The sequence below is a fragment of the Caballeronia sp. SL1002 genome (assembly GCF_057814995.1).
In genome coordinates this window covers 333,388-357,871 of the sequence record NZ_JBYMUW010000003.1, presented here as the reverse complement: position 1 = coordinate 357,871, position 24,484 = coordinate 333,388, and the positions used below count along the sequence as shown (strand labels likewise).

The 24,484-nt window shown below is 62.1% G+C and carries 22 protein-coding genes and 1 pseudogene; 14 read left to right on the top strand and 9 right to left on the bottom strand.

Annotated elements, in window-relative coordinates:
* Window positions 1-92 precede the first annotated feature (92 nt).
* The 13 genes and pseudogenes from AC3D25_RS19055 to AC3D25_RS18995 all read left to right on the top strand — a co-directional run bounded on the left by AC3D25_RS19055 (window position 93) and on the right by AC3D25_RS18995 (window position 12,794).
* Window positions 93-1,016, top strand: coding sequence for a LysR family transcriptional regulator (locus AC3D25_RS19055; RefSeq protein WP_488890014.1), 924 nt, complete (start codon window positions 93-95; stop codon window positions 1,014-1,016).
* 106 nt (window positions 1,017-1,122) lie between these two features.
* A complete protein-coding gene (locus tag AC3D25_RS19050; protein ID WP_488890467.1) occupies window positions 1,123-2,250 on the top strand; it encodes a muconate/chloromuconate family cycloisomerase in 1,128 nt (375 codons plus the stop codon).
* Window positions 2,251-2,307: 57 nt separating this feature from the next.
* Complete coding sequence (gene catC / locus AC3D25_RS19045) at window positions 2,308-2,586, top strand: muconolactone Delta-isomerase (RefSeq protein WP_488890013.1); 279 nt, start codon at window positions 2,308-2,310, stop codon at window positions 2,584-2,586.
* 164 nt (window positions 2,587-2,750) lie between these two features.
* Window positions 2,751-4,235, top strand: coding sequence for an ATP-binding protein (locus AC3D25_RS19040; protein ID WP_488890012.1), 1,485 nt, complete (start codon window positions 2,751-2,753; stop codon window positions 4,233-4,235).
* A complete protein-coding gene (locus tag AC3D25_RS19035; protein WP_488890011.1) occupies window positions 4,220-5,614 on the top strand; it encodes a sigma-54-dependent transcriptional regulator in 1,395 nt (464 codons plus the stop codon). Before AC3D25_RS19040 ends, AC3D25_RS19035 begins: the two co-directional genes overlap by 16 nt.
* Window positions 5,615-5,773: 159 nt before the next feature.
* A complete protein-coding gene (locus AC3D25_RS19030) occupies window positions 5,774-6,592 on the top strand; it encodes a hypothetical protein (protein WP_488890010.1) in 819 nt (272 codons plus the stop codon).
* Between the two features lie 57 nt (window positions 6,593-6,649).
* Window positions 6,650-7,210 carry a hypothetical protein gene (locus tag AC3D25_RS19025; RefSeq protein ID WP_488890009.1) on the top strand — a complete coding sequence of 187 codons (561 nt, stop codon included), beginning with the start codon at window positions 6,650-6,652 and terminating at the stop codon, window positions 7,208-7,210.
* A gap of 74 nt (window positions 7,211-7,284) precedes the next feature.
* A complete protein-coding gene (locus tag AC3D25_RS19020) occupies window positions 7,285-8,529 on the top strand; it encodes an MFS transporter (protein ID WP_488890008.1) in 1,245 nt (414 codons plus the stop codon).
* On the top strand, window positions 8,526-9,779 hold the full coding sequence (locus tag AC3D25_RS19015) for an arsenic transporter (protein ID WP_488890007.1): 1,254 nt from the start codon (window positions 8,526-8,528) through the stop codon (window positions 9,777-9,779). Before AC3D25_RS19020 ends, AC3D25_RS19015 begins: the two co-directional genes overlap by 4 nt.
* A gap of 23 nt (window positions 9,780-9,802) precedes the next feature.
* Window positions 9,803-10,249, top strand: coding sequence for a DMT family transporter (locus AC3D25_RS19010; RefSeq protein ID WP_488890006.1), 447 nt, complete (start codon window positions 9,803-9,805; stop codon window positions 10,247-10,249).
* A gap of 147 nt (window positions 10,250-10,396) precedes the next feature.
* Entirely contained in the window at window positions 10,397-10,576 is a 180-nt protein-coding gene (locus AC3D25_RS19005; protein WP_488890005.1) for a hypothetical protein, read from the top strand.
* A gap of 278 nt (window positions 10,577-10,854) precedes the next feature.
* A pseudogene (locus AC3D25_RS19000) lies at window positions 10,855-11,026 on the top strand (oxidoreductase); the annotation flags it as partial.
* 1,033 nt (window positions 11,027-12,059) lie between these two features.
* On the top strand, window positions 12,060-12,794 hold the full coding sequence (locus AC3D25_RS18995) for a Crp/Fnr family transcriptional regulator (protein WP_488890004.1): 735 nt from the start codon (window positions 12,060-12,062) through the stop codon (window positions 12,792-12,794).
* A gap of 233 nt (window positions 12,795-13,027) precedes the next feature.
* Here the strand turns inward: AC3D25_RS18995 and AC3D25_RS18990 are convergent, their stop codons facing one another.
* The 7 genes from AC3D25_RS18990 to AC3D25_RS18960 form a co-directional block, all read right to left on the bottom strand.
* A complete protein-coding gene (locus AC3D25_RS18990; RefSeq protein ID WP_488890003.1) occupies window positions 13,028-14,008 on the bottom strand; it encodes a hypothetical protein in 981 nt (326 codons plus the stop codon).
* Between the two features lie 92 nt (window positions 14,009-14,100).
* Complete coding sequence (locus tag AC3D25_RS18985; RefSeq protein WP_488890002.1) at window positions 14,101-14,721, bottom strand: nucleoside/nucleotide kinase family protein; 621 nt, start codon at window positions 14,719-14,721, stop codon at window positions 14,101-14,103.
* 155 nt (window positions 14,722-14,876) lie between these two features.
* The gene (locus AC3D25_RS18980; protein ID WP_488890001.1) at window positions 14,877-15,752 is read right to left on the bottom strand and encodes a sugar phosphate isomerase/epimerase family protein; all 876 of its coding nucleotides are present in this window, start codon (window positions 15,750-15,752) and stop codon (window positions 14,877-14,879) included.
* Complete coding sequence (locus tag AC3D25_RS18975) at window positions 15,749-16,645, bottom strand: ABC transporter permease (RefSeq protein ID WP_488890000.1); 897 nt, start codon at window positions 16,643-16,645, stop codon at window positions 15,749-15,751. Before AC3D25_RS18975 ends, AC3D25_RS18980 begins: the two co-directional genes overlap by 4 nt.
* Before the next feature lie 131 nt (window positions 16,646-16,776).
* Window positions 16,777-17,790, bottom strand: coding sequence for an ABC transporter permease (locus AC3D25_RS18970; protein ID WP_488889999.1), 1,014 nt, complete (start codon window positions 17,788-17,790; stop codon window positions 16,777-16,779).
* Window positions 17,783-19,351 carry a sugar ABC transporter ATP-binding protein gene (locus AC3D25_RS18965; protein ID WP_488889998.1) on the bottom strand — a complete coding sequence of 523 codons (1,569 nt, stop codon included), beginning with the start codon at window positions 19,349-19,351 and terminating at the stop codon, window positions 17,783-17,785. Before AC3D25_RS18965 ends, AC3D25_RS18970 begins: the two co-directional genes overlap by 8 nt.
* A gap of 130 nt (window positions 19,352-19,481) precedes the next feature.
* A complete protein-coding gene (locus AC3D25_RS18960; RefSeq protein WP_488889997.1) occupies window positions 19,482-20,474 on the bottom strand; it encodes a substrate-binding domain-containing protein in 993 nt (330 codons plus the stop codon).
* Window positions 20,475-20,705: 231 nt separating this feature from the next.
* Between AC3D25_RS18960 and AC3D25_RS18955 the strand changes: the two genes are divergently transcribed.
* Window positions 20,706-21,761: a LacI family DNA-binding transcriptional regulator gene (locus AC3D25_RS18955; protein ID WP_488889996.1), complete on the top strand. Its 1,056-nt coding sequence runs from the start codon at window positions 20,706-20,708 to the stop codon at window positions 21,759-21,761.
* A gap of 100 nt (window positions 21,762-21,861) precedes the next feature.
* On the opposite strand, the gene AC3D25_RS18950 is transcribed toward AC3D25_RS18955, so the two are convergent.
* Window positions 21,862-23,301, bottom strand: coding sequence for an aldehyde dehydrogenase family protein (locus tag AC3D25_RS18950; protein WP_488889995.1), 1,440 nt, complete (start codon window positions 23,299-23,301; stop codon window positions 21,862-21,864).
* Window positions 23,298-24,236 (bottom strand): LysR family transcriptional regulator, encoded by a 939-nt coding sequence (locus AC3D25_RS18945; RefSeq protein ID WP_488889994.1) that lies wholly within the window; start codon window positions 24,234-24,236, stop codon window positions 23,298-23,300. Before AC3D25_RS18945 ends, AC3D25_RS18950 begins: the two co-directional genes overlap by 4 nt.
* Window positions 24,237-24,484: the final 248 nt, after the last annotated feature.

Sequence of the window (24,484 nt, the reverse complement as noted above, 5' to 3'; positions counted from 1 at the left end):
TGAAATAACAAGGCGTGAATGCAGAATAGTCCGCAGCTTGTAGCCCCGTCCAACACCGTTTTAGTATCGGTCTATATCAGGGAGGTATGGAGATGGAGCTTCGGCATCTTCGATATTTCGTCGCGGTAGCCGAGGAGCGCAATTTCACGCGAGCGGCCGCCCGGTTGAATATCGCGCAGCCGCCTCTGAGCCGTTCTATCCAGCAACTGGAGGAAACGCTTGGCGTGCAGTTGCTAGAGCGCAACTCGCGTCCGTTGAAGCTGACCGAGACCGGGAAGTTCTTCTATCTGCATGCGGCTCAGCTGATAGCTCAGACGTCTGAACTGGAATCGATGACAAGGCGGGTCGGCAATATCGAACGCAGCCTGTCGGTGGGTTACGTGGGTTCGACGTTGTACGGGATGTTGCCGAAGATAATCCGCCGGTTCCGCGATGAAAATCCGACGGTGGAATTGAGTCTCCATGAAATGTCGACCATGGACCAGCTCAGGGCGCTCAAAGACGGACGCATCGACGTCGGGTTCGGTCGAATCCGGAACGAAGACGCGAACATTCGCCGCGTGATTCTTCGCGAAGAAAAAATGATTGTCGCGCTTCCCGAGGGGCATGCGCTATCTCGCGCCAAGCCTATTTTGGCCCTGCGCGATTTGCTCAATGAGACGCTGATTATTTTCCCCAAGGCGCCGCGTCCCAGTTACGCCGACCAGGTGCTTGCGGCTTTCAAGGACCGTGCGCTCGAACCGCGTCGAATCTATGAAGTCCGTGAATTGCAGATAGCGCTGGGTTTGGTCGCGGCGGGCGAAGGGGTGTCGGTGGTTCCGAGCAGCGTCTACGGCTTAAAGCGCGACGACGTGAGCTATAAGGAACTGGACGACCCAACGCTGGTTTCTCCCATCATCATGAGCATGCGCGCGCTCGACGAATCACGCGATATTCGCGAAATCCTCGAACTCATCTACCGCCTGTATGACGAGGAGAGAATACCCTACCTGCCCCGTACGGACCGAGGGCGCTAAAGCTCGCCATACCACACGGGTATCGGACCAGACGTTAATGGTCTTGGACAGGGGATTATTCGGCAGGCAATACTTGGGGCAACTCAACCTCTCAGGCACGCTTGGTATGAACGCCCAAATCACATCTGTCGAGACCATTCTGGTCGACCTCCCGACCATTCGCGCCCATCAGCTTTCGATGGCGACCATGCAGCAGCAAACCATGGTCATTATCCGGCTGCGGTCGAGCGACGATATCGAGGGCATTGGCGAAGCCACGACCATCGGTGGTCTGTCCTACGGCGAGGAAAGCCCCGAAGGCATCAAGCTGACGATCGACACGTACCTGGCGCCAGCGCTGGTCGGGCAGGACGCGACCAACATCAACGCAGCCATGCTCAAGCTCAACAAGGTCGCTCGCGGCAACCGGTTCGCGAAATCGGGAATCGAGACGGCCTTGCTGGATGCGCAGGGCAAGCGGCTGGGCGTTCCGGTGTCCACATTGCTCGGCGGCGCGGTACGCAAGACTCTCCCGGTGCTCTGGACGCTCGCCAGCGGCGATACCAACCGCGACATCGAAGAAGCCGAGATGCTTCTCGCCGAACGCCGCCACAATGTGTTCAAGCTAAAAATCGGCCGTCGCAGCGTGCGCGACGACGTGGCGCATGTGTCCAGAATCAAGGCCGCGCTGGGCGACCGGGCGAAGGTCACGGTCGACGTCAACCAGGCCTGGAACGAAGTCGACGCGGCTTTGGGCATCGAAGCGCTGGAGGCTGCGGGTATCGACCTCATCGAGCAGCCGACGCCGCGCGAGCACCGCGGGGCGCTGGCACGGCTCGCAGCACGGTTTATCGTACCCATCATGGCCGATGAGAGCGTCACAGGTCCGGAAGATGCGCTCGAACTCGTGCGCGAGGCGTGTGCCGATGTGTTTGCGCTGAAGATAGCAAAGTCCGGCGGTATCTACGGCATGATGCGCACCGCCGCTATCGCCGACGCTGGCGGCGTGTCGCTCTATGGCGGCACGATGCTGGAAGGCAGCATTGGCTCTATCGCTTCCGCGCATGGCTTCAGCGCGCTTCCGCAACTGGCGTGGGGCACGGAGCTTTTCGGGCCGCTGCTGCTCAAGGACGACATCGTCACGGCCCGTCCGCGATACAGCGACTTCGACCTGCATCTTCCAGAAGGTCCGGGTCTTGGATTGCACCTCGACGAAGAAAAGCTCGCGTTTTACCGACGCGACAAGGGCGCCTAAACACCTTCCAAACAAACTCGATCTCGCGCAAAGAACTCAGTCCCTCCAGGAGGAAATATGCTGTATCTCGTAAGAATGGACGTACATCTGCCGCCAGACATGCCAGCGTCGCAGTCGGACGAAATTAAAGCCCGAGAGAAAGCTTACTCGCAAGAACTGCAGCGAGCCGGGAAGTGGCAGCAACTGCATCGCGTTGTCGGCGAGTACGCTAACTACAGCGTCTTCGACGTGGATTCGCACGACGAGCTTCATGGCATCTTGTCCGCGTTGCCTTTGTTCCCGTATATGACGATGCAGGTCACGCCGCTTGCCCGTCACCCGTCGTCGATTCGCTGAGGAGATCATCGGACACCGTGGCCTTCAGCGATACTTAGTGCGTATCAGCAGCGACGGCCGGATTGCTTGAGTCTTGTAATGCTGCACGCCCGCAGACTGACGGAGGGAAGGTGGCGAGAGTCTTGCTTAAGGACCTGCCAACTCGATCAGCATAAAGGCGTTTCATGCCGCGACCGTCGTTCTCAACGCAGCTCTTCGCACTCTGGCTTCTCGTCGCCGGCTTGTGCGGCCTGCTCACCGCCGTCGTCTGGCTCATGCTTTCGTCAGCGCTCGGCGAACGCGTCAGCGCGACAAAGCAGGAGGCCGTCGCGGCGTGTACGGCGGTCGCGTCGCGTTACGATCTGTCGATGCAGCGTCCGGGCGAGGCGAACGTCGATCTGATGCACGCCGTTCTCGACCTCGTACTGATCCGCACCGATGGCATCGAAGGCGGCTTCTGGCGCGGCGCGCCTGCATCGGCTGCATCGAACGGCTTTCTTGCGTACGCGTTCCCGACCTACGAGGGCAGCGGCGTAAAACGCGACATCCCGGAAGCCGAGACGCCTCTCATTCTGCGCACACTTAAAAATGCGGCGATTACCGGCCAGATGCGGGTCGATGTCGTCGCGAGCGGTACCGATGCCGTGGTCGCCGTCGCCTGTCCCGTGCCGAACAAGACGGGACTGTTCGCCTGGATGCTGACACGCGCGCGGCCGCCGCTCGGACCATACGGCGAGCGCGCCGCCACCATCCTGGCGAGCATGCTCGCGATCATCGTTGCGCTGGCGTTATTTTTGGCTGTGATGCTGAGGCGCTGGAAGCGCAAACTGATGCAACTGGAATCGGCGCTCGGGCCATCGGGCGCGTTGGAACAGGGCAAGCCTCTCGCGCGCCTGGGCGAGCGCGATCTGGATCAGATCGTCGAAGCGCTCAATCGTTATGCCGAACGCGCCGAGCGTCTGCAACGCGAGGCGAACGAACTGAGCGGGAAGCTCGCGCAGGCGGAACGCTTCAGCATGCTGGGCAAGATGGCGGCGCAGATCGCGCATGAAATCCGCAACCCCGCCGGCGCCATGCGCCTGAAGGCCGAGAACGCGCTGGCGGGCGATGCGGCGCGCCGCGAAGCCGCGCTGAAGACGATCATCGAGCAGGTGGGGCGCATCGAGTCGCAGGTGACGAGCCTGCTCGCGCTGACCCAGCCGATCACCATCGAGGTTCGCGCGGTCGATCTGCGCGTCTGGATAGACGGGATCGTGCAGGCGAATCAGGCGCGCGCGCAGTCTCGCGATGTGGCGTTGAGCGGAGATGTACAGACGGGCGCAACGGAGCCCATCTTCGATCCCGCGCAACTGGCGCGCGCGCTCGACAACCTGATCGTCAATGCGCTGCGGCACGCACCGGCGGGCGGTCACGTGACGGTGCGCGCCGAGAGCGCACAATGCGCGGACGGCGAGCGGTTCCGGCTCGAAGTCATCGACGACGGTCCGGGCGTGAAGGCCGCTGAGCGCGAACGCATTTTCGAACCGTTCGTGACCGGCCGCCCGGACGGCTCGGGTCTCGGGCTTGCCGTGGTGCGCGAGATTGCATCGGCGCATGGCGGGCGCGCCTATCTTGCGGAGGATTCGAACGTGACGCGCTTTGTGATCGATTTGCCATGGCGACCATACTGATCATCGACGACGACGACGCCTTTCGCGAAGGCCTCGCCGAGACCGTGCAGGACCTCGGACACACGCCGCTCGAAGCGCGTTCCGGCGAAGCAGCGTTCGCGCGTCTGCACGAGCACGGCACGCCCGACTGCATCTTTCTCGACTTTCGGCTGCCCGGCGCGGACGGCCTCGCCGTGCTCGAATCGCTGCGCGAAACGGCCGATCTGCGTCGCGTGCCCGTCGCCATGCTCACCGCGCACGCAACCAGCGACAACACCATCGGCGCCATGCGGCTCGGCGCGTTCGAGCATCTGACCAAACCCGTGGGCCGCGACGAGATCGCCGCGCTCCTCGAACGCATGCTGGCCGCGCACGCCGATGCGCCCGTCACCACCGCGCCGCCCGCCTTCGCGGACGAAACGCGCGCGCGCGAACCGCGGCTGCTCGGCATCAGCGAGGCCATGCGCGAGGTGCAAAAGCGTCTGGGGCGCGCGGCGAGCACGAGTTCGACCGTGCTCATCACGGGCGAAACCGGCACGGGCAAGGAGGTCGCGGCGCACGTGCTGCACCTGGCATCGGCGCGCTCGGGCGGACAGTTCGTCGCCGTGAACTGTGCGGCGATTCCCGCGGACTTGCTGGAAAGCGAACTGTTCGGGCACATCAAGGGCGCCTTTACCGGGGCGCACGCGGAACGGCGAGGGCGCTTCGAGGAGGCGCACGGCGGCACGCTCTTTCTCGATGAAGTCGGCGACATGCCGCTTCCCATGCAGGCGAAGCTGCTGCGCGTGCTTCAGGAGCGGCAGGTCACGCCGCTCGGCGCGAACCGGACTGTCGTGGTCGATGTGCGCGTCGTGGCGGCAACCCACCGCGATTTGTCGGCCATGGTCGCGGCGGGCACGTTCCGGCAGGACTTGCTGTACCGCCTCGATGTGATCCCGCTGCACATGCCGCCCCTGCGCGAACGCGTGGCGGACATCCTGCCGCTCGCGGAGCATTTCCTTTCGGCGCTGGCGGCATCGCCCGAGCGGCGCAAGCATTTGTCGGCCGATGCGCAGCGTCTGCTCGTCACCTTCGCCTGGCGCGGCAACGTGCGGGAGCTTGCCAACGCCATGGAACGCGCGAGTGCGCTGGCGCCCGGCGCCTTGCTCACACGCGAGGACTTCGCCTTTCTCTTCGATGCAGCCGCGAACGCCAGCGATGTCATTCCCGCGAGCGTCGCCGAACTGACGCTCAGCGACGCGCTCGCGCAACTGGAACGCGCGTTGATCGCCCGCGCGCTTGCGCTGACCGCCGGCAATCGCGCGGAAGCGGCGCGCAGGCTCGGCATTAGCCGCCAGTCGCTCTATACGCGTATCGCGAGCCTCGGTTTGTCGGATTCGAACGTCGATTCCGCCGACTGACGCCGACTGACGCCGCGAGTGTCAAGCAATCGGACACCGCCCGTCCGGTTGCTTGACACTGCCGCCGTCTTTTACAGCGTCGATAGCCCGGCCACAAAGGATTCCTCGTCATGGCATAGGCCTTGCAATTCACTCCGAGTCTAAAGAAGGAGTGATGCCATGACGTCTATTTCGAAGTCTCTCGCCCATGTCGGCGCGGTCCGCCTTTTCAGTGCGACCGCTTGCGCCACGCTGCTCACCTCGCTGCTCTCGATAAGCACCGGTTGCGTCGCGCAGACTCAACCCGCGGTAGCGCCTGTCGCCCCGCCGCCGATCGACGCGGCAGCGCCCGCCCCGCTCACGCCACCGGGCCATGCGCCGATGGCGATGCCAGCGCCGCCGACCGGTCCCGCACCGGCCGCACTCGCCGAGGAGCGGACAGCGGTGAGCGCGAAAGGCACCGTGTCGCGCTTTCTGACCAATCCCGACGGCGACGTCGACGGCTTTCTGATGAGCGACGGCGCGCTCGTGCGCTTTCCGCCGCATCTGAGCGCGCAACTCACTTCGACGCTGCGCCCGGGCGACAACGTGCAGATCGACGGCTGGCGCGATGCCGGCGGCAACCTCAAGGCGCAACGCATCACGGATGCGAGAAGCGGCCAGCAACTCGTCGATACGCCGCCTCTGCCGGGCACGCAACCGCTGCCTCGCGAACTGCGCGGCGCGGGCCTCGCCCAGTTGAGCGTGCAGGGACAGGTCGAGCACATCACGACGGCCCCGCGCGGCGAGCCCGACGGCGTGATTCTCGCGGATGGGACCGTCATCAAGCTGACGCCGCCTGTCGCGCAGCAGTTTCCACGACTCGTCCAGACGGGCGCGAAGGTATCCGCGCAAGGCTATGGCACGCGCAATCAGTACGGCACCGCGCTTCAGGCGACCGCGTTCGGCTCGCCGGGCAACCTGACGCGTCTGTACGACCGCGCTCCGGCGAACCCGTGAGCGCGCCGGTTTGAGCCGCGCCTCCAGTTTCAATCAACCTGCAACGAGGAGCAAAAAATGCATTGGATCGACCCTGACAGCCTTCCCGAAACGCGCGGCATCGTGACGGGCTTTCTGCTGAATCCGCATTGCGAAGTGGATGGATTGCTGCTCGGCGCCCGACACGCCAGACAGGTTCATTTTCCGCCTCATCTGTCGCGCCAGATCACGCGTCAAGTCGCCATCGGCGACGATGTTCGCGTGCGTGGCGTGAAGCCGCGCGGCGCGGACATGATTGCGGCGATTTCGCTCGTGACGAAGACGGGCAAGGTCATTCTCGACGACGGCCCGCATCACCACGGCGAGCCGCATCAAAAACCGCATGTCGAGCGCAAGCCGACTGACGCGAGCGGACAAGTGGTGATGTCGCTCTACGGTCCGAAAGGCGAATTGCGCGGCGCGTTGCTCGATGACGGCACGTCGCTGCGTATGCCGCCCCATGCCGCCGCCGAACTGGCCGCGTATCTAGCGCCCGGCGCGCATGTGCAGGCGTGGGGGCAGGGCGTGAAGAATCGCTACGGGCGGACGATCGAAGTGGACGAGATCGCGGAACTGATCGACGCGTCACTCGTCGACTGAACGCGCAGCCGACACAAGGCAGAAGAGCGCCAATAAAAGCACCAATAAGAACGGACATTACCGGTGATCCACTCATGAATCCCTTCTTCGCGCTCGAAGGACTCAACTTCTTCATGGCCGACGTGCAAGCCGGTATCGGACCGTTTCTCGGCGTCTATTTGCAGGCGCAGGGCTGGCATCCGGACGCGATTGGAACCGTGATGACGCTCGGCGGTATCGCAGGAATGCTTGCCACCTCGCCGGCCGGCGCACTCGTCGATGCGACCCGTCACAAGCGTGGCCTCATCGTCGCGGCCGGCGCGATGACGACGCTTGCTTCGCTGGCGTTGTGGGTATCGCACGGTTACATGATGGTCGCCGCGTCGCAGATCCTCACCGCTGTGACGGGTGCGGCGCTCGGGCCGGCGGTCGCGGGCGTGACGCTCGGCATGGTCGGCGAGCGCGGCTTCGACCGGCAGTTCGGCCGCAATCAGGTAGCCAATCATGCAGGCAATGTCGTCGGCGCGGCGCTTTCCGGCTGGCTTGGCTGGCGTTTCGGTTTCGGCGCGGTGTTCGCGCTCGCGGGCGTGTTCGGCACGATGACCGTCATCTCGACGCTGCTGATCGCCCGCGATTCCATCGACCATGAAAGGGCGCGCGGCCTCGGCGCTTCTTCATCGACGCCATCTTCAACGAAACACGAGCAGGCGAGCGGTTTTCGCATGTTGCTCACCTGCAGGCCGCTGTTGCTGCTCGCCGCGACGCTCGCCCTGTTTCACCTCGGCAACGCGGCCATGCTCCCGTTGTACGGCCTCGCGGTGGTCGCCGCGCACAAGGGCGATCCGAGCGCCTTTACCGCGCAAACCATCGTCATCGCGCAACTCGTGATGGTCGCCGCAGCGTTCTTTGCCAACCGGATCATTCAGCGGATCGGCTACTGGAGCGTGATCCTCATTACCTTCCTCGCGCTGCCGTTGCGCGGTCTCGTCGCGATGATGTTCATCAGTGCCTGGGGCGTGTGGCCCGTGCAGGCGCTCGACGGCATCGGCGCGGGCCTGCAGAGCGTGGCCGTGCCCGCGCTCGTCGTTCGCCTCTTGCAGGGCACCGGCCGTGTGAACGTAGGGCAGGGCGTCGTGATGACGGTGCAGGGACTCGGCGCGGCGCTCAGCCCCGCTCTCGGCGGCATGATCGCGCAGCACTTCGGTTATGAGGTCGCGTTTCTCGTGCTCGGGGGCGTGTCGATTGGCTCGCTCGTCCTATGGATTTTCTTCGGCGCCGCGCTCAAAAGAGCCTGCGGCATTCACCGCGACTCCGCCAACGAACCCACGCTCGCCACATGAATCCGATTTTTCTCTCCTGGGGCATCGGACTTGCCGCGACTGCCGGCGTCATCCTGCGTCCCTTCAAATGGCCCGAGGCAATCTGGGCCGTCGCGGGCGCGCTGTTGCTCGTCGCCCTCGGGCTGCTTCCGTTGAACCTTGCGTGGCAGGCGGTCGGCAAAGGTACCGATGTTTATCTTTTCCTCATCGGCATGATGCTGCTTTCCGAACTTGGCAGGCGCGAGGGCCTGTTCGACTGGATCGCGGTGCTTGCCGTGAACCACGCGAAAGGCTCGCCGCGAAAGCTCTTTCTGCTCGTGTATCTGGTCGGCGTCGTGGTGACCACGTTTCTTTCGAACGATGCCGCCGCCGTCGTGCTCACGCCTGCCGTGTTCGCGGCGGCGAAGAAGGCCAATACGAAGCCGTTGCCGCTTCTGTACGTCTGCGCGTTTATCGCCAACGCAGCGAGCTTCGTGCTGCCGATCTCGAACCCCGCCAATCTCGTGCTCTATGCGAATCACACGCCGGCCCTGGGTGCGTGGATCGCGCGCTTCGCGTGGCCTTCGGTGTTGTCGATCGTCGCGACTTTTTTCATGCTTCGCTGGACGCAACGCGACGAACTCGCTGGCGAATGCGCGCGCGATTTGAAAGTCGAACCACTCAGCATGAACGGCAAGGTGACGCTGACAGGCATCGGGATCACGGCGATTGCGTTGCTCACCGTCTCCGCGTTCGATATGCAACTCGGCTTGCCGACTGCGATCCTTGGTGTTCTGACGGCACTGGTTGTGTTGATCAAGAAAGGTCAGTCTCCGGTCGAACTCGTGAGCGAGATATCGTGGAGCGTGTTGCCGCTCGTCGCGGGTCTTTTCGTGCTGGTGGAGATGCTTGCGCATACGGGTGTCGTCACTGCGCTTTCGCACTGGCTCGCGCTCGTAACACAACAGAATCAGGTTCTCACGGCGGCTGCCTCGGGCGCGATCATCGCGGTGAGCAGCAACGCCATCAACAATCTTCCGGCGGGCCTCATTGCAAGCGCAACCGTGCTGCAAGCGCACAGCCCCGAGCGCGTGATCGACGCCTTGCTGATCGGAGTGGACCTGGGTCCCAACCTCTCGATCACCGGCTCGCTCGCGACGATTCTGTGGCTCTCTTCGATCCGGCGCGAGGGCGAAAACGTGGACTTCATGCAGTTTTTCAGGGTCGGCGTGATCGTCATGCCGCCCGCGCTTGTCATGGCGCTCGGCGCGCGGCTTCTAGCGGCACATTGAACTGAAACATCCGGAGAAGAACCATGACCCACGCGTGGATTTACCCGTTCATCATCATGGGTGGCATCCTTCAGGCGGCCGGCGCGCCGATCAACGGCGAGTTGAAGACGGCGCTCATCAATCCATGGCTGGCTTCCGGCGTATCGTTCCTGCTGGTCTCGTTCTTGGCCATTGCGCTGTTCTGCATCCAGCCCACCCCGCTGCCGACACTAGACGACCTGCGCAGCATGAAATGGTGGGCGCCGCTCGGCGGCATTGTCGGGGCGGTGGCGGTTTTTGCGGGACTGACGCTGGTGCAGAAGGTGGGCGTCGGCACGCTCAATGGGCTGACGATCTGTGCGAACCTCGTCGCGTCGGTGGCGATCGATCATTTCGGTTTGATCGGGGTCGCCGGGCATCCGGTCACCGGGCTGCGAATGCTCGGTACGTTGCTGATGGTGGCCGGGGTCGCCCTTGTGATGCGGTTCTGAGGCGTACGGGCGGAACGGTCGCAGACCGAGCGGGACGCTCGTCTAGCATCGAACGATAGACGGTCGGGTAACCCGGTACGCGTCCATCGACTGCGACGCTCGCGAGAGTTCGAAACATTCCTCGATCTCGCCCAACAGCCGAAGATAGTGTCCGACCGCGGCACGGTTGATGTCCGCAGCGACGATCGCCACATGAAGTTCGTCACGAAGTTCGAGAAGTCGATGGCGCAGCAGCGTTGGCGGCAAACGCTCGGTCGCCAATGCGTCGACTTCGGCCTGGATATCGATAGCGTCACGGCAAGTCTGGCTCATATTCGGCACACGTAAAGGTAGTACGAAAAGTCTAACTTTTAAATGACGACGGCGCAAACGTTTGCATGTGGTCCAGACCACACAGCGAGTTAGCGTTCTCGATGCGCGCGTGTGCGCCGCATGCGCAACGTCAGGCTCAAAGTTGCCGTTACGTGGTCGGCAAAACATTCCGCACTTTTGTCGTTCCGCACATTTCGCCAGCACGAAGCGAATACCGAATCGACCATGCGTCCACCGCATAGGTGCTAGGCCCGCGCGCTCTGTGCATCTATTCGCGTCGACTCCATTCTTTTGCCTCGGCTTTCGTCGCGGAGGGCGCATATGTCTTTATCACGGAGCGGCGTCAGGCAGAACTCGCCAAGGCAAAGGCGGTCCTCGGTTCGAACGTGAACCGCAGTTCAGGGCGACATCGCGAGCCTGGGCGATCTCGATCGCCTTTACGAAACGGTGCGACGCGAGAAAGGCGGCCCGCCGCCAACAGATGCGCGCAGGGTCGGTACCTGCGCAACTGACGCCGGGCTTGCTGGGATGGCATTCCCCAAATGACTAAGTCTCTCTCGTGAGCGTGACGTTAGACGATGCAAAGGCGTGTAGCTCTTTCGCAGTCGCAAGAGGAAGCCCGGCGAAGCTGCGTCGGTGCGATGTCCGGCGCGCGGCGTTGCTTTGAAATTTTCCTATCTATTTGATTACGGCGCGCTTGAAAGAATTTTATGGCGCTTGGAAATGAAGCGCATGACGATTACGCCAGCGGATACGTGCCGTGTCCGAAAGGAGACCGGCCGTCGGTAAATGCTGCTATTCAGGCAGCAGCCTTCGCTCACAGAGCCCGTCGATCTATGTTGAGAATGGCGTGGGTGCGGTGTAGCAGACTCCTTGTGGAAACACGAACGCCTGTCGACGTTTCGAAAACGCAACGGTTTTCGTCCGCCTTTCATCTCGGCGCTGTGTATGAATACCGAGAATCGTGTGCAAGCGCCGAACGCAGAGTGGGCGGGGCTTTCGCAGGCGCGGTCGTTTTACTGGCGTGTCCGATAATCGGCACGCTTCGCTGAATGAACCTCAGACTTGCAACACTTCTTAAGCACGCCCCCGGACGCACGTTCTTGGCGGCGCGCGGCGAGTCGTTCCTTATCCACGGGAACGCGCAAACGATAGCCCGATTTTCGACTTCACTCTTCCGAGACGTCCTTTAAGCAGGCGTCTTCATTTCGTCTATTCAAAACTGAATCAAATCCGCGCGCGAGCGCAGCGTGCGGCGCGGGACATATCGTGAGCCTGCTTACTGGTAGCGGATTCGTCGTTCCTGGCACGACTCTCGCTTATGTCTGACAAAGCACACAAAACAGCCGTGAGGGGTTTCATACAAACGGCGATAGATGTGCTCCGGGGCTGGTCGCTGCGGATTTTCGATGAACGCCATCAGATGCGAACACGAAATCCGCAGCGCGCCAGATAAAAATACAGCGCACATCGCGCGAGACCAAGAGAAGCAAAAATCATGTTGACCCTTCAGTCCGACCTGCACGGCAATCATTTATTGGGCGCGCTTCCCGCGCAAGAATGGCAGGCGCTCGCACCGCATCTCGAACTCGTCCAGTTACGCACCGAGCAACTGCTGTGCGACTCCGGCCAACGCATTCATCACGTCTATTTCCCGACGACGGCCATCGTGTCGCTGCTTCACACGATGGAAGATGGCGGCACCGCCGAAGTCGCGGCGGTCGGGCGTGAAGGCATGACGGGCGTGCCCGTCTTGACCGGCGGCGACACGATGCCGACGCGCGTTCAGGTTCAGCGCGAGGGCTTCGCGTATCGGATGAGCGCGAGCGCCTTGCGTGAACACTTTGGCCGCTCGGATTTCCTGCGCCGGATCATGCTGCTGTACATGCAAGCGCTGCTCACGCAAGTGGCGCAAACGGCGGCGTGCAATCGCCATCACACGCTGAGCAAGCAACTGTGCCGCTGGCTGCTGATCCAGGCAGATCGTACGTCGTCGGAACAATTCCGGGTGACCCAGCAGATGATCGCGGACATGCTCGGCGTGCGTCGCGAAGGCGTGACGGAAGCGGCCGGCAAGTTGCACGATGCCGGCCTGATCCATCACAGCCGTGGATGCATCAAGGTGCTCGATCGCGCGGCGCTCGAAGCGCGTGCTTGCGAGTGCTACGGGATCGTCAAGCGCGAGTTCGACCGGATGCTGCCGAGCACGCGTCGTGTGGAAGCGGTGGCTTAAGGGTGAACGGCGGGACGAGCAGGGCTCATCGTTCTCAGGACAAACGACGACAAGACGATCATTTCTGGGGCCTCGCCGTATGCTCGGCTAGAGGCCGCCGAAATTCCCGCGACGTGCGCCACGCCTTCTCGACCGATAAACTCACGCTCTTAGGGCCGTCCAGACCTCGGGCGTGCGTTTAAAAAGGCTGGAAACTCAGGGCGCGATCCCCAAATGCGGGTGCGCCTCTGGTCTCAAAGTGCCCGCGCTGACAAACGGTACGTGATCGTCCGCGGCGTGCCTGCTTCGAAAGCCAAGCCGGTACGATCGGAGAGCGGATGGCTGGCGGGAGGAATCGCCACTCGGCCAAGGTCGAAAAAACTGTTGGTGGGTTCGACGCCCACCGCGAAATGTCGTCCCGACCAGGGCTCGCGAGTACGCCCGCCGTTGCTGATCCACATCAACGCATCGGGTAGCTCGGCGGCGTTCCAGTCGAGGCTGACATCCGCACCCTCCGCTGGATACCGCAAGATAAAAGGGGGCTCGCAGCCGGAAATCTGCATCAGCTCTTCGGTGCGTCTCGCCAACGGCAGCCGTGAGGCGTTCATCGAACCATCTGTCGTGGGGATTTCCGTCAGGGAAGCAAACGCACGATTCGGCAGAATCTGCGAGATGCCGGGTTCCTGCGGGACCGGATAGCTGTAGATGGACTGGCTGGAACAGCCAATAATCTCCACGCCTCCGTCGGGGATGGCAAAGGTTGGATGCAAAGCGAATGGCATCACGACGTCTCGCCGCGCGTGCACCGTAAGCGAAACCAGCAACGAGGGCGCATTCGGGTCGGCCTCGACCGTACGTTCGAGCTTTTCGATTGCGCTATCGGCTGGATACGCGATTTGAATCATGAGCATGTGAGCGGTCCGTTGTACCCGCGTCCACATGTGATTTGCACCGTACCCGTGAACCCACCCGTCACTCGCCTCGCGACGACCCCATTCAGCGGGAAGACCTGCGGGCGCCTCGACCATCCCGAATGGCAGACAGGGCCATTCACCACGCAGCGCACGCATAAGTCCGTGCTGGCGGCCGTCATCGGTCCAGGGCGCGACCTGCATGGGCGAGACCGCGCGTCCCTCGCCAATGTCAAAACGCACGGGCGCGAGCATTCCACCCAGCGACTGGACATCCGCCTCGCCGTGTTCCCACTTGAGCTTCCAGCGTTCGATTTCGTCCATCGTGTCGATTGCTCGGTTTCGCCAGACAAACCGCATGTCAACCTGCCACGCAGCGCGATGACTTCCGCGGCGGTCAGGCCAAATTGGTTACCCTACGACGACCAGCTGAACTGGACATCCGCCCGTTCCCGCGTGGCATCGATCAACCGCGCGTTCACCTCGTCGGTGTGCTCGACCCATTGTTTCGCTGCGTCTTCGTCGCGACCGAAGCTCATGTGACGGCTGACGAGCCGTTGCCGACGCAAAGCCGAGTCGACGTTCACATACCAGACTTCATCGAGCAGGGGCCGGACACCTTTCCAGTGCCCGCGTTCGAACAGAAGGTAGTTGCCTTCGGTAATCACGAGCGGCGTATCGGGCGCGACCGGAATTGAGTTGGCGATGGGTTCCTCTATTTCGCGACGGAAAGTGGGTGCGTAGACGGTTTCGTCATCACGCTGCTCGCGCAGCCGACGCAACAACGCGACATAGCCCGCACTGTCGAACGTGTCTTCGGCACCTTTGCGGGACGCCCGGCCGAGGCGCGCAAGCTCCTCGTTCGCCAGATGAAATCCGTCCATCGGGACGATCACGGCTTTCCCAGGGAATGCATCGAGAATCGCCTGGGATAGCGTCGATTTGCCCGCTCCCGGCGCGCCGACCAGCCCGAGAATCCGGCGACGTCCGCCAGTGATCAGCTGCCGGAGCCGGCTCAAATAACGCTCTTCAATCATGGACATCATCCGGATATATTTTCAAGCGTCGGGAGCGCTTGCCTCGCACTCGCCGACGCCACCTTGCGGCCCGTGCGTCGGAATCCGGGCAGGCCCGATGCCGCGCCGCGTGCTAGCCGCGTGCTAGCCGCATGCGAGCCGCATGCAAGCCGCGTTCAGTGATGCGCCTTCGCCTTTGCCGCGGCGTTGATTCCGCCCGCCATGAACTCGCGCGCATGCTTTGCCAGGTCCATGCCGTCGTCCCACAGATTGCGCCAGATCGCCAGCGCATTCGACAGCTGCTCGTTCACGACCGTCGACGAGAAGCTCTCGAACGTGACGACACCCTTGTAGTCGACCATGGCAAGCGCGTGAAAGAACTGCGCGAAGTCGATAGTACCCGAGCCGAGATAGCCGCGGTTGCTCTCGCCGATATGAACGTAAGCGAGGCGGTCGCCGCACAGGAGAACCGGCTGCATGAAGTCGGATTCCTCGATGTTCATGTGATACGTATCGAGGTGAACGCCGACGTTCGGCGCGCCGACTTCGTCGATCAAAGCCAACGCCTGAGATGCTGTGTTGAGCAGGTTGCTTTCGTAGCGATTGACGACTTCGAGTCCCAGCGTCACGTCCTTCTTGAGCGCAAAGTCTGCAATGTGCTTGATGGAGTCGATTGCATTCTGACGGCCTTTCTTCGTGACCGGCGCGCTGTATTTCGCCATCGCGCCGTACAAGATACCGCCAAAATATTTGCCGCCGATTCCGGACGTAATAGTGATGGCTTCTTCGAGCATCGCCACCCCGCGGGCGACCGTCGCGGCATCTTCACTCGATACGTCTGCTTCGAACGTCAGACCGCGAGAGCAGCCGACTTCAAGCCCGAACTCTTGCAGCAGGTCCCGAGTCAGTGCGAGGTCCATCACTTTCGGACCATGCAGCGACAGTTCCGCGAGGTCGAAGCCGGCCTCCTTTGTCGAACTCAGGACCTTGCGCGTCGACTCCGGCGTGAGGTCGCCAGCCCAAACCAGTGCGTGTACGCCGAGCTTGTTCATTGTGTAACTCCTTCAGTTGCGGTCACGCGCTTGCGGACCAAAGTTTTCGAAATGCCGTTCGCCCACGCCCAACGGAAGAGCATCACGGCAAGCAGGAAGACACCCCACAACGCAGTCGCCAGATGCTGATTGGCGCCGAGCAGGTTGAGCCCGGAAGCAATGACCTGGAGAATCACGAGCGCGATCACAACCGGCACCACGCGGCCGAAGCCACCGAACGGATCGACGCGTCCGAGGAAACAGGCCAGCACGGAGATCAGGAGAAATGCTTCGCCGTGCCCCACGCGAACCGAATTGAACTGGGCCGCCATCACCACGCCCGCAACGCCGCACATCAATCCCGACAGCATGTAGATTCGCGTGACCGCACGCGTCGTCTGGATGCCCGAGTAGCGCGTCGCCTCGAGGTTGGACCCGATCATGCGTGTGGCGAAACCCAGCCTCGACCGTGTCATCACGACGTGCCACAGCAAGGCGCAGCCCAGAAAGATCAGCAAGGGAATGGGGATGCCCAGGAAGACGCCGTTACCCATTTCGCGCACGAAAGGCGGGAACCCCGAGATGTCGCCTCCACGGGTCAGGAATTCGCCCAGTCCGCGCAAGAAAATCATCATCGACAAAGAAACGAGGATCGGGCTTGCGCCTGTTCGAGCGATGACAGCGCCCATCACCCAACCGGCGGCGGCGCCCGTGGCCAACGCGGCAGCGATGCCGAGGATGATGGCCATCGCGCCCGCATCCGCTCCACCGTATGTCCGCAGCACCCACGCCATCGCCAGCCCGGAAATGTTCGCGGTAAAGGTCACGGAGAGATTGAAGCCGCCGGAAATCAGCGGCATCAGCATGGCCAGCGTAAAAAAGCCGAGCTCCGGCAACTGGAACGCCACCGACACGAACGTGCTCGCCGAGAAGAATCGGTCCGATGCGAAACTCAGGACCGCGATGACCAGTGCGAGAAATCCAAGCAATCCGGCGACATCCGCCGGCACGAGCGGCGTGGCCGAACGATGAGACGTGGACGTGTTCATGACGAGGCCTTTACGCTTTGTGACGAGAATCGCGCACCGACGAGCCTGGCGAAGCCGCCGCTCGACAAAGTAATGGCGATGAGAATGATCGCGCCGATAATCATCTTGAACGCGTACGGCGAAATGCCCAGCAGGTTCAGGCCGTTCGCGGTGATGGCGGTCAGCAGGATGCCGAGGATGGCGCCGAGAATCGTGCCGCGTCCACCGCCCAACCTCGCACCGCCGAGCACCACAGCCGCGAGCACATCGAGTTCACGTCCGTAAAACGCGTTCGGAACGACTTCCTGTACGTAGTGGGCCTGCATCAGTCCAGCGATGCCCGCCATCATGCCGAGCCAGCCGAAAGCGATGTAATGCATCGCACCGATGTTGACGCCCACGCGTCGCGCCGCTTCGGGGTTGTCGCCCATCGCGTAGAGCTGCCGGCCGGTTGTCGTGCGTCGCAACAGAAACCAGGTCGCGACGACCATCACGACCATCACGGCCACGGGCAGTGCGAGATTCGCATTGCCACTCGCGGTGTTGAAGTGGATCAGGGAGACCCGGTCGGTCCACCAGTCAGGCAGGTCGTAGATGGAAACGCCGCCCGTGAGGAACATCAAGCCACCGAAGAACACGTTGAACGTGGCGATCGTCACCACAATCGAGACAATGCGAAATCTGTAGATGATCGTAGCGTTGATGGAGCCAAGCAGAAATCCGAAGAATGCGGACACGATGAAGCCAAGCGCCCAGTTGCCGCCGCCGAGTCGCATCACGGTCAATGCCGTGAGGTACTGAACCACCGATGCGCCGACGGCAAATGAAATATCGATGCCACCGGCAATCAGCACGACCAGCAGTCCGACGGCAAAAATGATGTTGACGGAACTCTGGTTGAGCAGGTCGAACAGGTTCGGCGCCGTGAGGAATGTCGAGGTTGAAAGGCTGAGGCCGATCACCATGATGGCGATCACGAGAATCAGCAGAGCCTCGATCGAACCGATTCCGAGTTTGCGAAAATCAGGCATGAACGTCTCGCTCGATTTGTTCCATCGTTATCGTTCCCGGCACGTACTCTTTGACGATGCGTCCGTCGCGCATGTGCAGAATCCGGTCGGAGTTGAAATAGACCTCTGGAATCTCGTCCGAGATAAGCAGGATCGCCATTCCCTCGGACGCGAGCTTGTGGATGATGGCGAAGATGCCGGCGCGTGCGCCCACATCGACGCCTACAGTCGGCGAATCCAGAATCAAGAGCTTGGGGTTGGTTGCCAGCCACTTGGCGAGCACGATGCGCTGCTGGTTGCCACCCGACAATGTCGATACCGCGTCGTCGGGCTTGCCGATTTTCACGGCGAGCTGTTCAATCCAGTCTTGAATCAGCGCATTTCTTTTCCTGGCGGCGATGAGATGGGTACTGTCCAGAAGATCGTCCAGCACCGCCGCCACCGTGTTGTCGCCGATCGATTGCGGCTGGACAAGGCCAAGCTGAAGCCGGTCTTCTGAAACGTATGCGATACCTGCGCGGATGGCATCGCGATTTGTGCGTACCGAAAGGGCTTTCCCGTCGAGCAGGATGGAACCGGCATTGGGACGTGTCATCCCGAAGAGCGACAATGCGACTTCCGTTCGTCCTGCACCGAGGCGGCCGGTCACGCCAAGAATCTCGCCCCGTCGCACTTTGAAGGACACGTCGTGGTATTGGCGGCCGCGCGACAATCCCTGCACCTCAAGCACGACCGGCGCCTTCGACAAGTCGGACGACCGTACTTCGTAGTCGAAGGTGCGGCCCGTCATGAGTTCGGTGAGCCGGGTCTGCGTCATCCCTTCAGTGGGGAAGGTGCCGACATACTGTCCGTCGCGGAAAACCGTCACGCGGGTGCAGACATCCAGCACTTCGGCGAGCCGATGACTGACGAATACGACTGCGATGCCATCCGCGGAAAGCCGGCGCACGATCTTCAAGAGCGCTTCGGTCTCGGCATGGCTCAGTGAGGCCGTCGGCTCGTCCATGAAGACGAGCCGCGCGTCGCGGACGAGCGCTCGGGCGATTGCCACGACTTGCCGCTGTGCAATAGAGAGTGAGCGAACGGAGCGGTTGAGGTCGATAGAGACGCCGAGCCGTTCGAGAATCCGGCGAGCCGCTTCCTTCATCTTCCCGTAGCTGACAAGACGCGGACGAGACCCGAGATTCTGCTCGAACGCGATATTTTCCGCGACGGTCATTTCGGGAAAGAGCGCCAGGTCTTGCCAGATAACCTGAATGCCAAGGTCACGGGCTCTCGCCGGGTCGAGGCCTTCGATCGACTGACCGTCCATGAGCATCACCGCGCCCGGTTCCGGCGTATACACCCCACTGATGATCTTGATGATGGTGCTCTTGCCGCAGCCATTCTCGCCTGCGAGGCAGAGCACTTCGCCGGGCATGACGTCGAATTTCACCGCCCGAAGCGCTTTCACGCCGCCGAAGATCTTGGAGATGTTCTCGAGCTTGAGCAGGGGCGTGCGGTTTGCATCGAGCGTGGCCGACGCCGCGTTCGCAACCCCTGCCTGAGAATCAAGGTCGGTGGTAGAAGCTGGATGACTCATGGAAACGCTCCGATGGTACTTGCACGTAACCGGCTGGCGACCGGATGAGTCGTCGTCGCGGTAACTTCCGGGTGAGCAGCGCTACAACTGCGCTACAGCGGCACTCACCCGTTCGGTCCAAGGATTGCCGTCAGAGGCCCAGCTTGGCGAGGTCGTCGACGGTTTTTGCGTTGAGGTCCACGAGGTTATCGACAATCAGGTTGTGGCCGTCGGGGTGAACCACGCCCAGACCGGGGATATTCGTGCCGTCTTTAATCGGCTGTCCCTTGGCGACCATCACGCCCAGCGTCACGAACACTTCGCCGGCGACTTCCGGATTCCACATGTATCCGCCGCTCAGCACGCCGTCGTGGACAAGCTTCCGGCCTTGCCCGGGCGAGAACGGCCCGAGAACCAGAACTTTTCCTTTCGCCTGCTGCTCGGCAACCGCGCGCGCGGCGCCAATCGGGCCCTGGCTGCCGAACGCGAGGATGCCCTTCAAGTTCGGATGGGCACGCATCAGGTCGAGCGCGGTCTTGCGCGACGCGTCCACGTCTTCTGCGACGCCGTAGCGGTCGCCGACTAGGGTCATCCCCGGATAGTTCGCCTTGATATAGGCATTTGCCGCGTCCGCCCAGGCGTTATGCAGCGGTACGGTCAGCGAGCCGACGAATACCGCATATTCGCCTTTGCCGCCAAGCGCCTCGCCGAGGCGTTTTCCGTAAGCATCGCCGAAGCCTTTGACCGAGGCCAGTTCGAAGTCCCAATCGGCGTTCTGCTGCTTGGGCGACTCGTGCGTGATGACTTTGATACCCGCTGCCCGGGCGCGCTGAAGAACGGGTTCAAGCACCTGCGCGTCGTTCGGTACGACGCCAATGACATCGACGTGCTGCGCGATCAGGTCCTCGATGGCACGCACTTGCAGCGCAGGGTCTGCACTCGTCGGTCCGACCATGAACGCCTTGACGCCGAGCTGTTCAGCGCGCTTTTTAATGCCCGCTTCCATCGCGTTGAACCAGGGAATCCCGCCGATCTTCACGACCACGCCGATAACAGGCTTGTCGGGCGAGGCCGATGCCAGCGTCGTGGTCAAGGCGAGCGCGGCTGCGCTGGCGCCCAAAGTACGGACGATGTTCTTGAACATGTCTCCTCCGTTGGACGCCCGACCTACCCGGCAGACGCCCGATTAGTGTTAGGAAAACCCGCTTTTAAACTTTGTTAAACTTTTGCTGAATCCATTCAGCAATTCGGGTGGGTGTATGCTGAATCTATTCAGCAACCAGGTCGACCCCGGAATTACCCTAGTACGGCTGGTTTTGCGAAACGGTTACCTTGGAACAACATGAACGGCGGAAATGCCCTCGGAGTCACGTTGATGGCAAGCAGCAACCCCGGACGCAAGTCCACGATTTACGACATCGCCGAGAAGGCCGGTTCTTCGACTTCGACAGTGAGCATGGTGTTGAACGGTAATTGGGCTCGTTATCGCATCAAGGAGGAGACGGCGAATCGAATTCTCGAATGCGCGCGGGAGCTTGGATACAACGTCAATATGAAAGCGCGAGGGCTGCGGCTGTCGCGCTCGGGGCTCGCGGGGATGGTTCTTCCGCACTATCGGAACCGCTTTTTCTCGGGACTCGCTCAAACCTTCGAAGACCGGGCGCGAACGCGAGGCCTTTGTCCGATCGTCGTTAGTACCCAGCGCGACCCCGAGGTCGAGGTGAGCGTCACGGAAACACTTCTGTCGCAGCGCGTCGAGTTGCTCTTCATCGCCGGCGCGCGCAATCCGTCGCCGCTCAACGCGCTGTGCGCGGCAGCGAATGTGCCCTGCATTAACCTCGACTTGCCCGGCGACGGAGCACCGTCGGTGGTCACGGACAACCGCAAGGGTTCCGCTGCGATTACCGATGTGCTGATCGAGAAATTGCTGGCGCGCGGCAATCCTCCCGAGGAGTTGGTCCTGCTGGGCGGCGTGGCGAACGAATATGCGACCGAGATGCGGATCGCGGGATTCCGCGATGCTTTTAAGGCTCGCGGTATCGAGCCTGCCGACAACGCCATCGAGTGCTGCGGATACAACGCGGCCGCCGCCAACCGCGCGCTGGCCCTTCGGAGTGAGAAGCTGGGCCGCCTTCCATCCGGCCTGCTGATGAACTCGATTACCGCCATGGAAGGATTGGTTCAGTTCATGGCGACCTTGCCGCACGACGCATGGAAGACGACGGTGGTCGGCTGCTTCGATTGGGACCCTTTCGCGGCGTACCTTCCGTTCGACATAACCATGTTGCGGCAAGACGTGCAAACAATCATCTCGGAGGCGTTCGCGCTGGTTGAGAAAAACGACCCGGCCGACAGGTCTCTCATCCTCGTTCCAACAGGGTTTGGCAAGATGTTCGAAGAGGCGGAACAGACGAAGGAGTTTGACCGCTGACTTCCGCAACAATCGCGATTCACATGAACTTCGCGAAGATGCGGGGTCGCGTTATCGTTTCCGCGAATCCGACCCGGAATCCCGCGCGCTCGGAACGTACTCAACGTAGCGGTGTTACGCCATCGGTGACGCCTGCCGGCATGCAGATATGCTTGATTTCCGTGAAGTCGGCGAGCGCGTCGTAGCCATGCAGCCGGCCGAGACCGCTTTGCCGGTAACCGCCCGTTTCCGCTTCGGCAAAGAGCTTGTTGTGATCGTTGATCCACACCGTGCCGTTTCGCAACGCGCGCGCGATCCGGAAGGCGCGCGCGCCGTCATGCGTCCACACGCTCGCGGAAAGGCCGAATACGGTGTCATTGGCTTTCTCGATCGCCTGCGCTTCTGTGTCGAATGTCTCCAGCGTGACGAACGGTCCGAAGATTTCCTCCTGGCAGAAAAACGCTTTCGGGTCGCTGTGTTCGACGAGCGTCGGCGACAGGAACGCATGCCCGGAACGCTTGCCGCGCAGCAATACGCGATCGGCTTCGTTGCAGGCGCGGGCAATGGTTTGATCCACCGCGTCGCGTGTGGGCGCGTCGATTAACGGGCCGATATCCGTTGCCTCGTTGATGCCTTCGCCCACTTTCAGCGCGTCGAGCGCGCGCGTCAGATGCTCGCGCATCTCGGCCGCACGGCGGGCATGCACGAGCACGCGGCGCGCAGCAGTGCATTGCTGACCCGAGATGATCGTCGCGGCGCGGGCGATACGCGGCGCGATCGCGGCGACGTCCGCATCCTCGAAGACGACACAGCACGACTTGCCGCCGAGTTCCAGCGAGAGCTTCTTCATGCTTTCGGCGGCGGCGGCCATAATTTTTTTGCCCGTCGCGGTCGATCCGGTGAAACTCACCACGTCGACGTCATGCGACTCGACCAGCCGTTCGCCCGCCGCATAACCGACCTCGTTGACGAGGTTCACTGCGCCCTTCGGCAGCGTGGTCTGCTCGAAACAGCGCAGCATGGCCGCGATGACCAGCGGGGTCTGCGCGGCCGCCTTGACGATTGCGGTGCAGCCGGCGGCGAGCGCCGGCGCGAGCGAGCGCACGAGCAACACCGCGGGCGCATTCCAGGGCACGAAGATGGCGGCGACGCCGGCGGCTTCACGCAGCATCGTCGAGATCGTTCCCGGTTCGGATTCCAGTACGTGGCCCGCGACGTGCCGAGCGAGTCCCGCGTAATAGCGCACCTCGGAAATCGCGCCAGCGATTTCGCCGCGCGATTGCGCGATCGCCTTGCCGTTTTCGCGCGTGAGGAGGGTTGCAAGCGGCTCGCGTTGCGCATCGAGTGCGGCGGCCCATGCGAGTAGCACGTCCTGACGCAGGCGCGCGTCCTGCGCCCATGTAGTGCGATCGAACACGTGCCGTGCTGCGGCGATGGCCGCGTCGGCTTCCGGTGCGCCGCCGTCGGCGAATTGACCGATGCTTTCACCGGTAGCGGGGTCGATGCTGTCGATGGATGGTACGCCGACCCATGCGCCGGCTATCCAGTGTTGTGCGTTCATGCAGTTTCCTTGGGGACAAGAATGGCGTTTGTGCCGGATGCGTTCGACACACGGTGCAGTTCGTCGGCGATGATTTCGATCAGCGCCTCGGCCGCAGCGGACAGCGGCCTGCGCGGATGACTCACGCGCACGATATGCCGCACGATGCGCGGCGCGAGAATCGGATGGGCCCGCAGCGTCCCGCGCTGCACGGCGCGCCCGACGGCGATGCGCGGCAATATCGTCGCAAAGCGGGTGCTCTCCACAAGCTTCACGATCGTGCTGAGCACGTCGATTTCAAAGCGCGGCGCCAGCAGCACGTCTTCGTGCTGCGCAGCGGTATCGAGCACGCCCCGCAAGCCGTGTCGCTTGGTCGGCAGTACGAGTTCGAGTTCGGGCAACTGCGCGAGCTCGATCGTGTGCGGCAGGTCAGGGCCGTGCTCAACGCTCGTCGCCAGCACCATTTCTTCGTCGAGCAAGGTCTGCGTATCCAGAGACAGGCGCGAGCGGGGCTTGTTGATGAGCGCCGCGTCGAGTTGGCCGCCCGCGACCCAGTCAATGAAGGTCGCACTGAAGCCGTCTGCCACGGTCACTTCGACATGCGGATAACGCGCATGAAAGCGCGAAAGCGAATCGGCGAGCACACTCTCCGTCACCGATGCGATGAGCCCGATGCTCACGTGCCCCGTCACCACTTCGTCGCGCTGTTGAAGCTGCTGCCGCGCGTGCGCGAGGTCGCGCATGATCGGCAGGAAAAGGCGGTACATCAGGCGTCCGGCGGCAGTCGGCGCCATCCCGTGCGCACCGCGCTCGAACAATTGCTGATGCAACTCATCCTCCAGCTTCCCGATCTGCATGCTAAGCGCGGGTTGCACGATATTGAGTCGCTTGGCCGCGCGCGTGACAGAGCCGTCTTCGAAGAGCGCGATGAAATACTGGATTTGTTTAAGGTCCATTTTCGGTCGAATCAGGTATCAGAGAGTCTGATTGGAGACGATTACATTATCAATTTTCCGGCCGTGTTGCGCTTTTGAGGCCGATGCGAGCCGCGCTTGTTGTGCGGGGAAATGCGATCTATCTATTGATAACGATCTGTAAGGCGGATGTCATTAGGGCTAGTACTCATATCAGCACTAATGATTCGAAGCATCAAAAAACAGTATTAGAACTTATAACGCGATCTCGCTACGCTTCATTTCAACCT

Bases quoted from the DNA above. Each gene is read 5' to 3' on its own strand.
- AC3D25_RS19055 (WP_488890014.1), top strand. From the start codon at position 93: ATGGAGCTTCGGCATCTTCGATATTTCGTCGCGGTAGCCGAGGAGCGC.
- AC3D25_RS19050 (WP_488890467.1), top strand. From the start codon at position 1,123: ATGAACGCCCAAATCACATCTGTCGAGACCATTCTGGTCGACCTCCCG.
- catC (WP_488890013.1), top strand. From the start codon at position 2,308: ATGCTGTATCTCGTAAGAATGGACGTACATCTGCCGCCAGACATGCCA.
- AC3D25_RS19040 (WP_488890012.1), top strand. From the start codon at position 2,751: ATGCCGCGACCGTCGTTCTCAACGCAGCTCTTCGCACTCTGGCTTCTC.
- AC3D25_RS19035 (WP_488890011.1), top strand. From the start codon at position 4,220: ATGGCGACCATACTGATCATCGACGACGACGACGCCTTTCGCGAAGGC.
- AC3D25_RS19030 (WP_488890010.1), top strand. From the start codon at position 5,774: ATGACGTCTATTTCGAAGTCTCTCGCCCATGTCGGCGCGGTCCGCCTT.
- AC3D25_RS19025 (WP_488890009.1), top strand. From the start codon at position 6,650: ATGCATTGGATCGACCCTGACAGCCTTCCCGAAACGCGCGGCATCGTG.
- AC3D25_RS19020 (WP_488890008.1), top strand. From the start codon at position 7,285: ATGAATCCCTTCTTCGCGCTCGAAGGACTCAACTTCTTCATGGCCGAC.
- AC3D25_RS19015 (WP_488890007.1), top strand. From the start codon at position 8,526: ATGAATCCGATTTTTCTCTCCTGGGGCATCGGACTTGCCGCGACTGCC.
- AC3D25_RS19010 (WP_488890006.1), top strand. From the start codon at position 9,803: ATGACCCACGCGTGGATTTACCCGTTCATCATCATGGGTGGCATCCTT.
- AC3D25_RS18995 (WP_488890004.1), top strand. From the start codon at position 12,060: ATGTTGACCCTTCAGTCCGACCTGCACGGCAATCATTTATTGGGCGCG.
- AC3D25_RS18990 (WP_488890003.1), bottom strand. From the start codon at position 14,008: ATGGACGAAATCGAACGCTGGAAGCTCAAGTGGGAACACGGCGAGGCG.
- AC3D25_RS18985 (WP_488890002.1), bottom strand. From the start codon at position 14,721: ATGATTGAAGAGCGTTATTTGAGCCGGCTCCGGCAGCTGATCACTGGC.
- AC3D25_RS18980 (WP_488890001.1), bottom strand. From the start codon at position 15,752: ATGAACAAGCTCGGCGTACACGCACTGGTTTGGGCTGGCGACCTCACG.
- AC3D25_RS18970 (WP_488889999.1), bottom strand. From the start codon at position 17,790: ATGCCTGATTTTCGCAAACTCGGAATCGGTTCGATCGAGGCTCTGCTG.
- AC3D25_RS18965 (WP_488889998.1), bottom strand. From the start codon at position 19,351: ATGAGTCATCCAGCTTCTACCACCGACCTTGATTCTCAGGCAGGGGTT.
- AC3D25_RS18960 (WP_488889997.1), bottom strand. From the start codon at position 20,474: ATGTTCAAGAACATCGTCCGTACTTTGGGCGCCAGCGCAGCCGCGCTC.
- AC3D25_RS18955 (WP_488889996.1), top strand. From the start codon at position 20,706: ATGGCAAGCAGCAACCCCGGACGCAAGTCCACGATTTACGACATCGCC.
- AC3D25_RS18950 (WP_488889995.1), bottom strand. From the start codon at position 23,301: ATGAACGCACAACACTGGATAGCCGGCGCATGGGTCGGCGTACCATCC.
- AC3D25_RS18945 (WP_488889994.1), bottom strand. From the start codon at position 24,236: ATGGACCTTAAACAAATCCAGTATTTCATCGCGCTCTTCGAAGACGGC.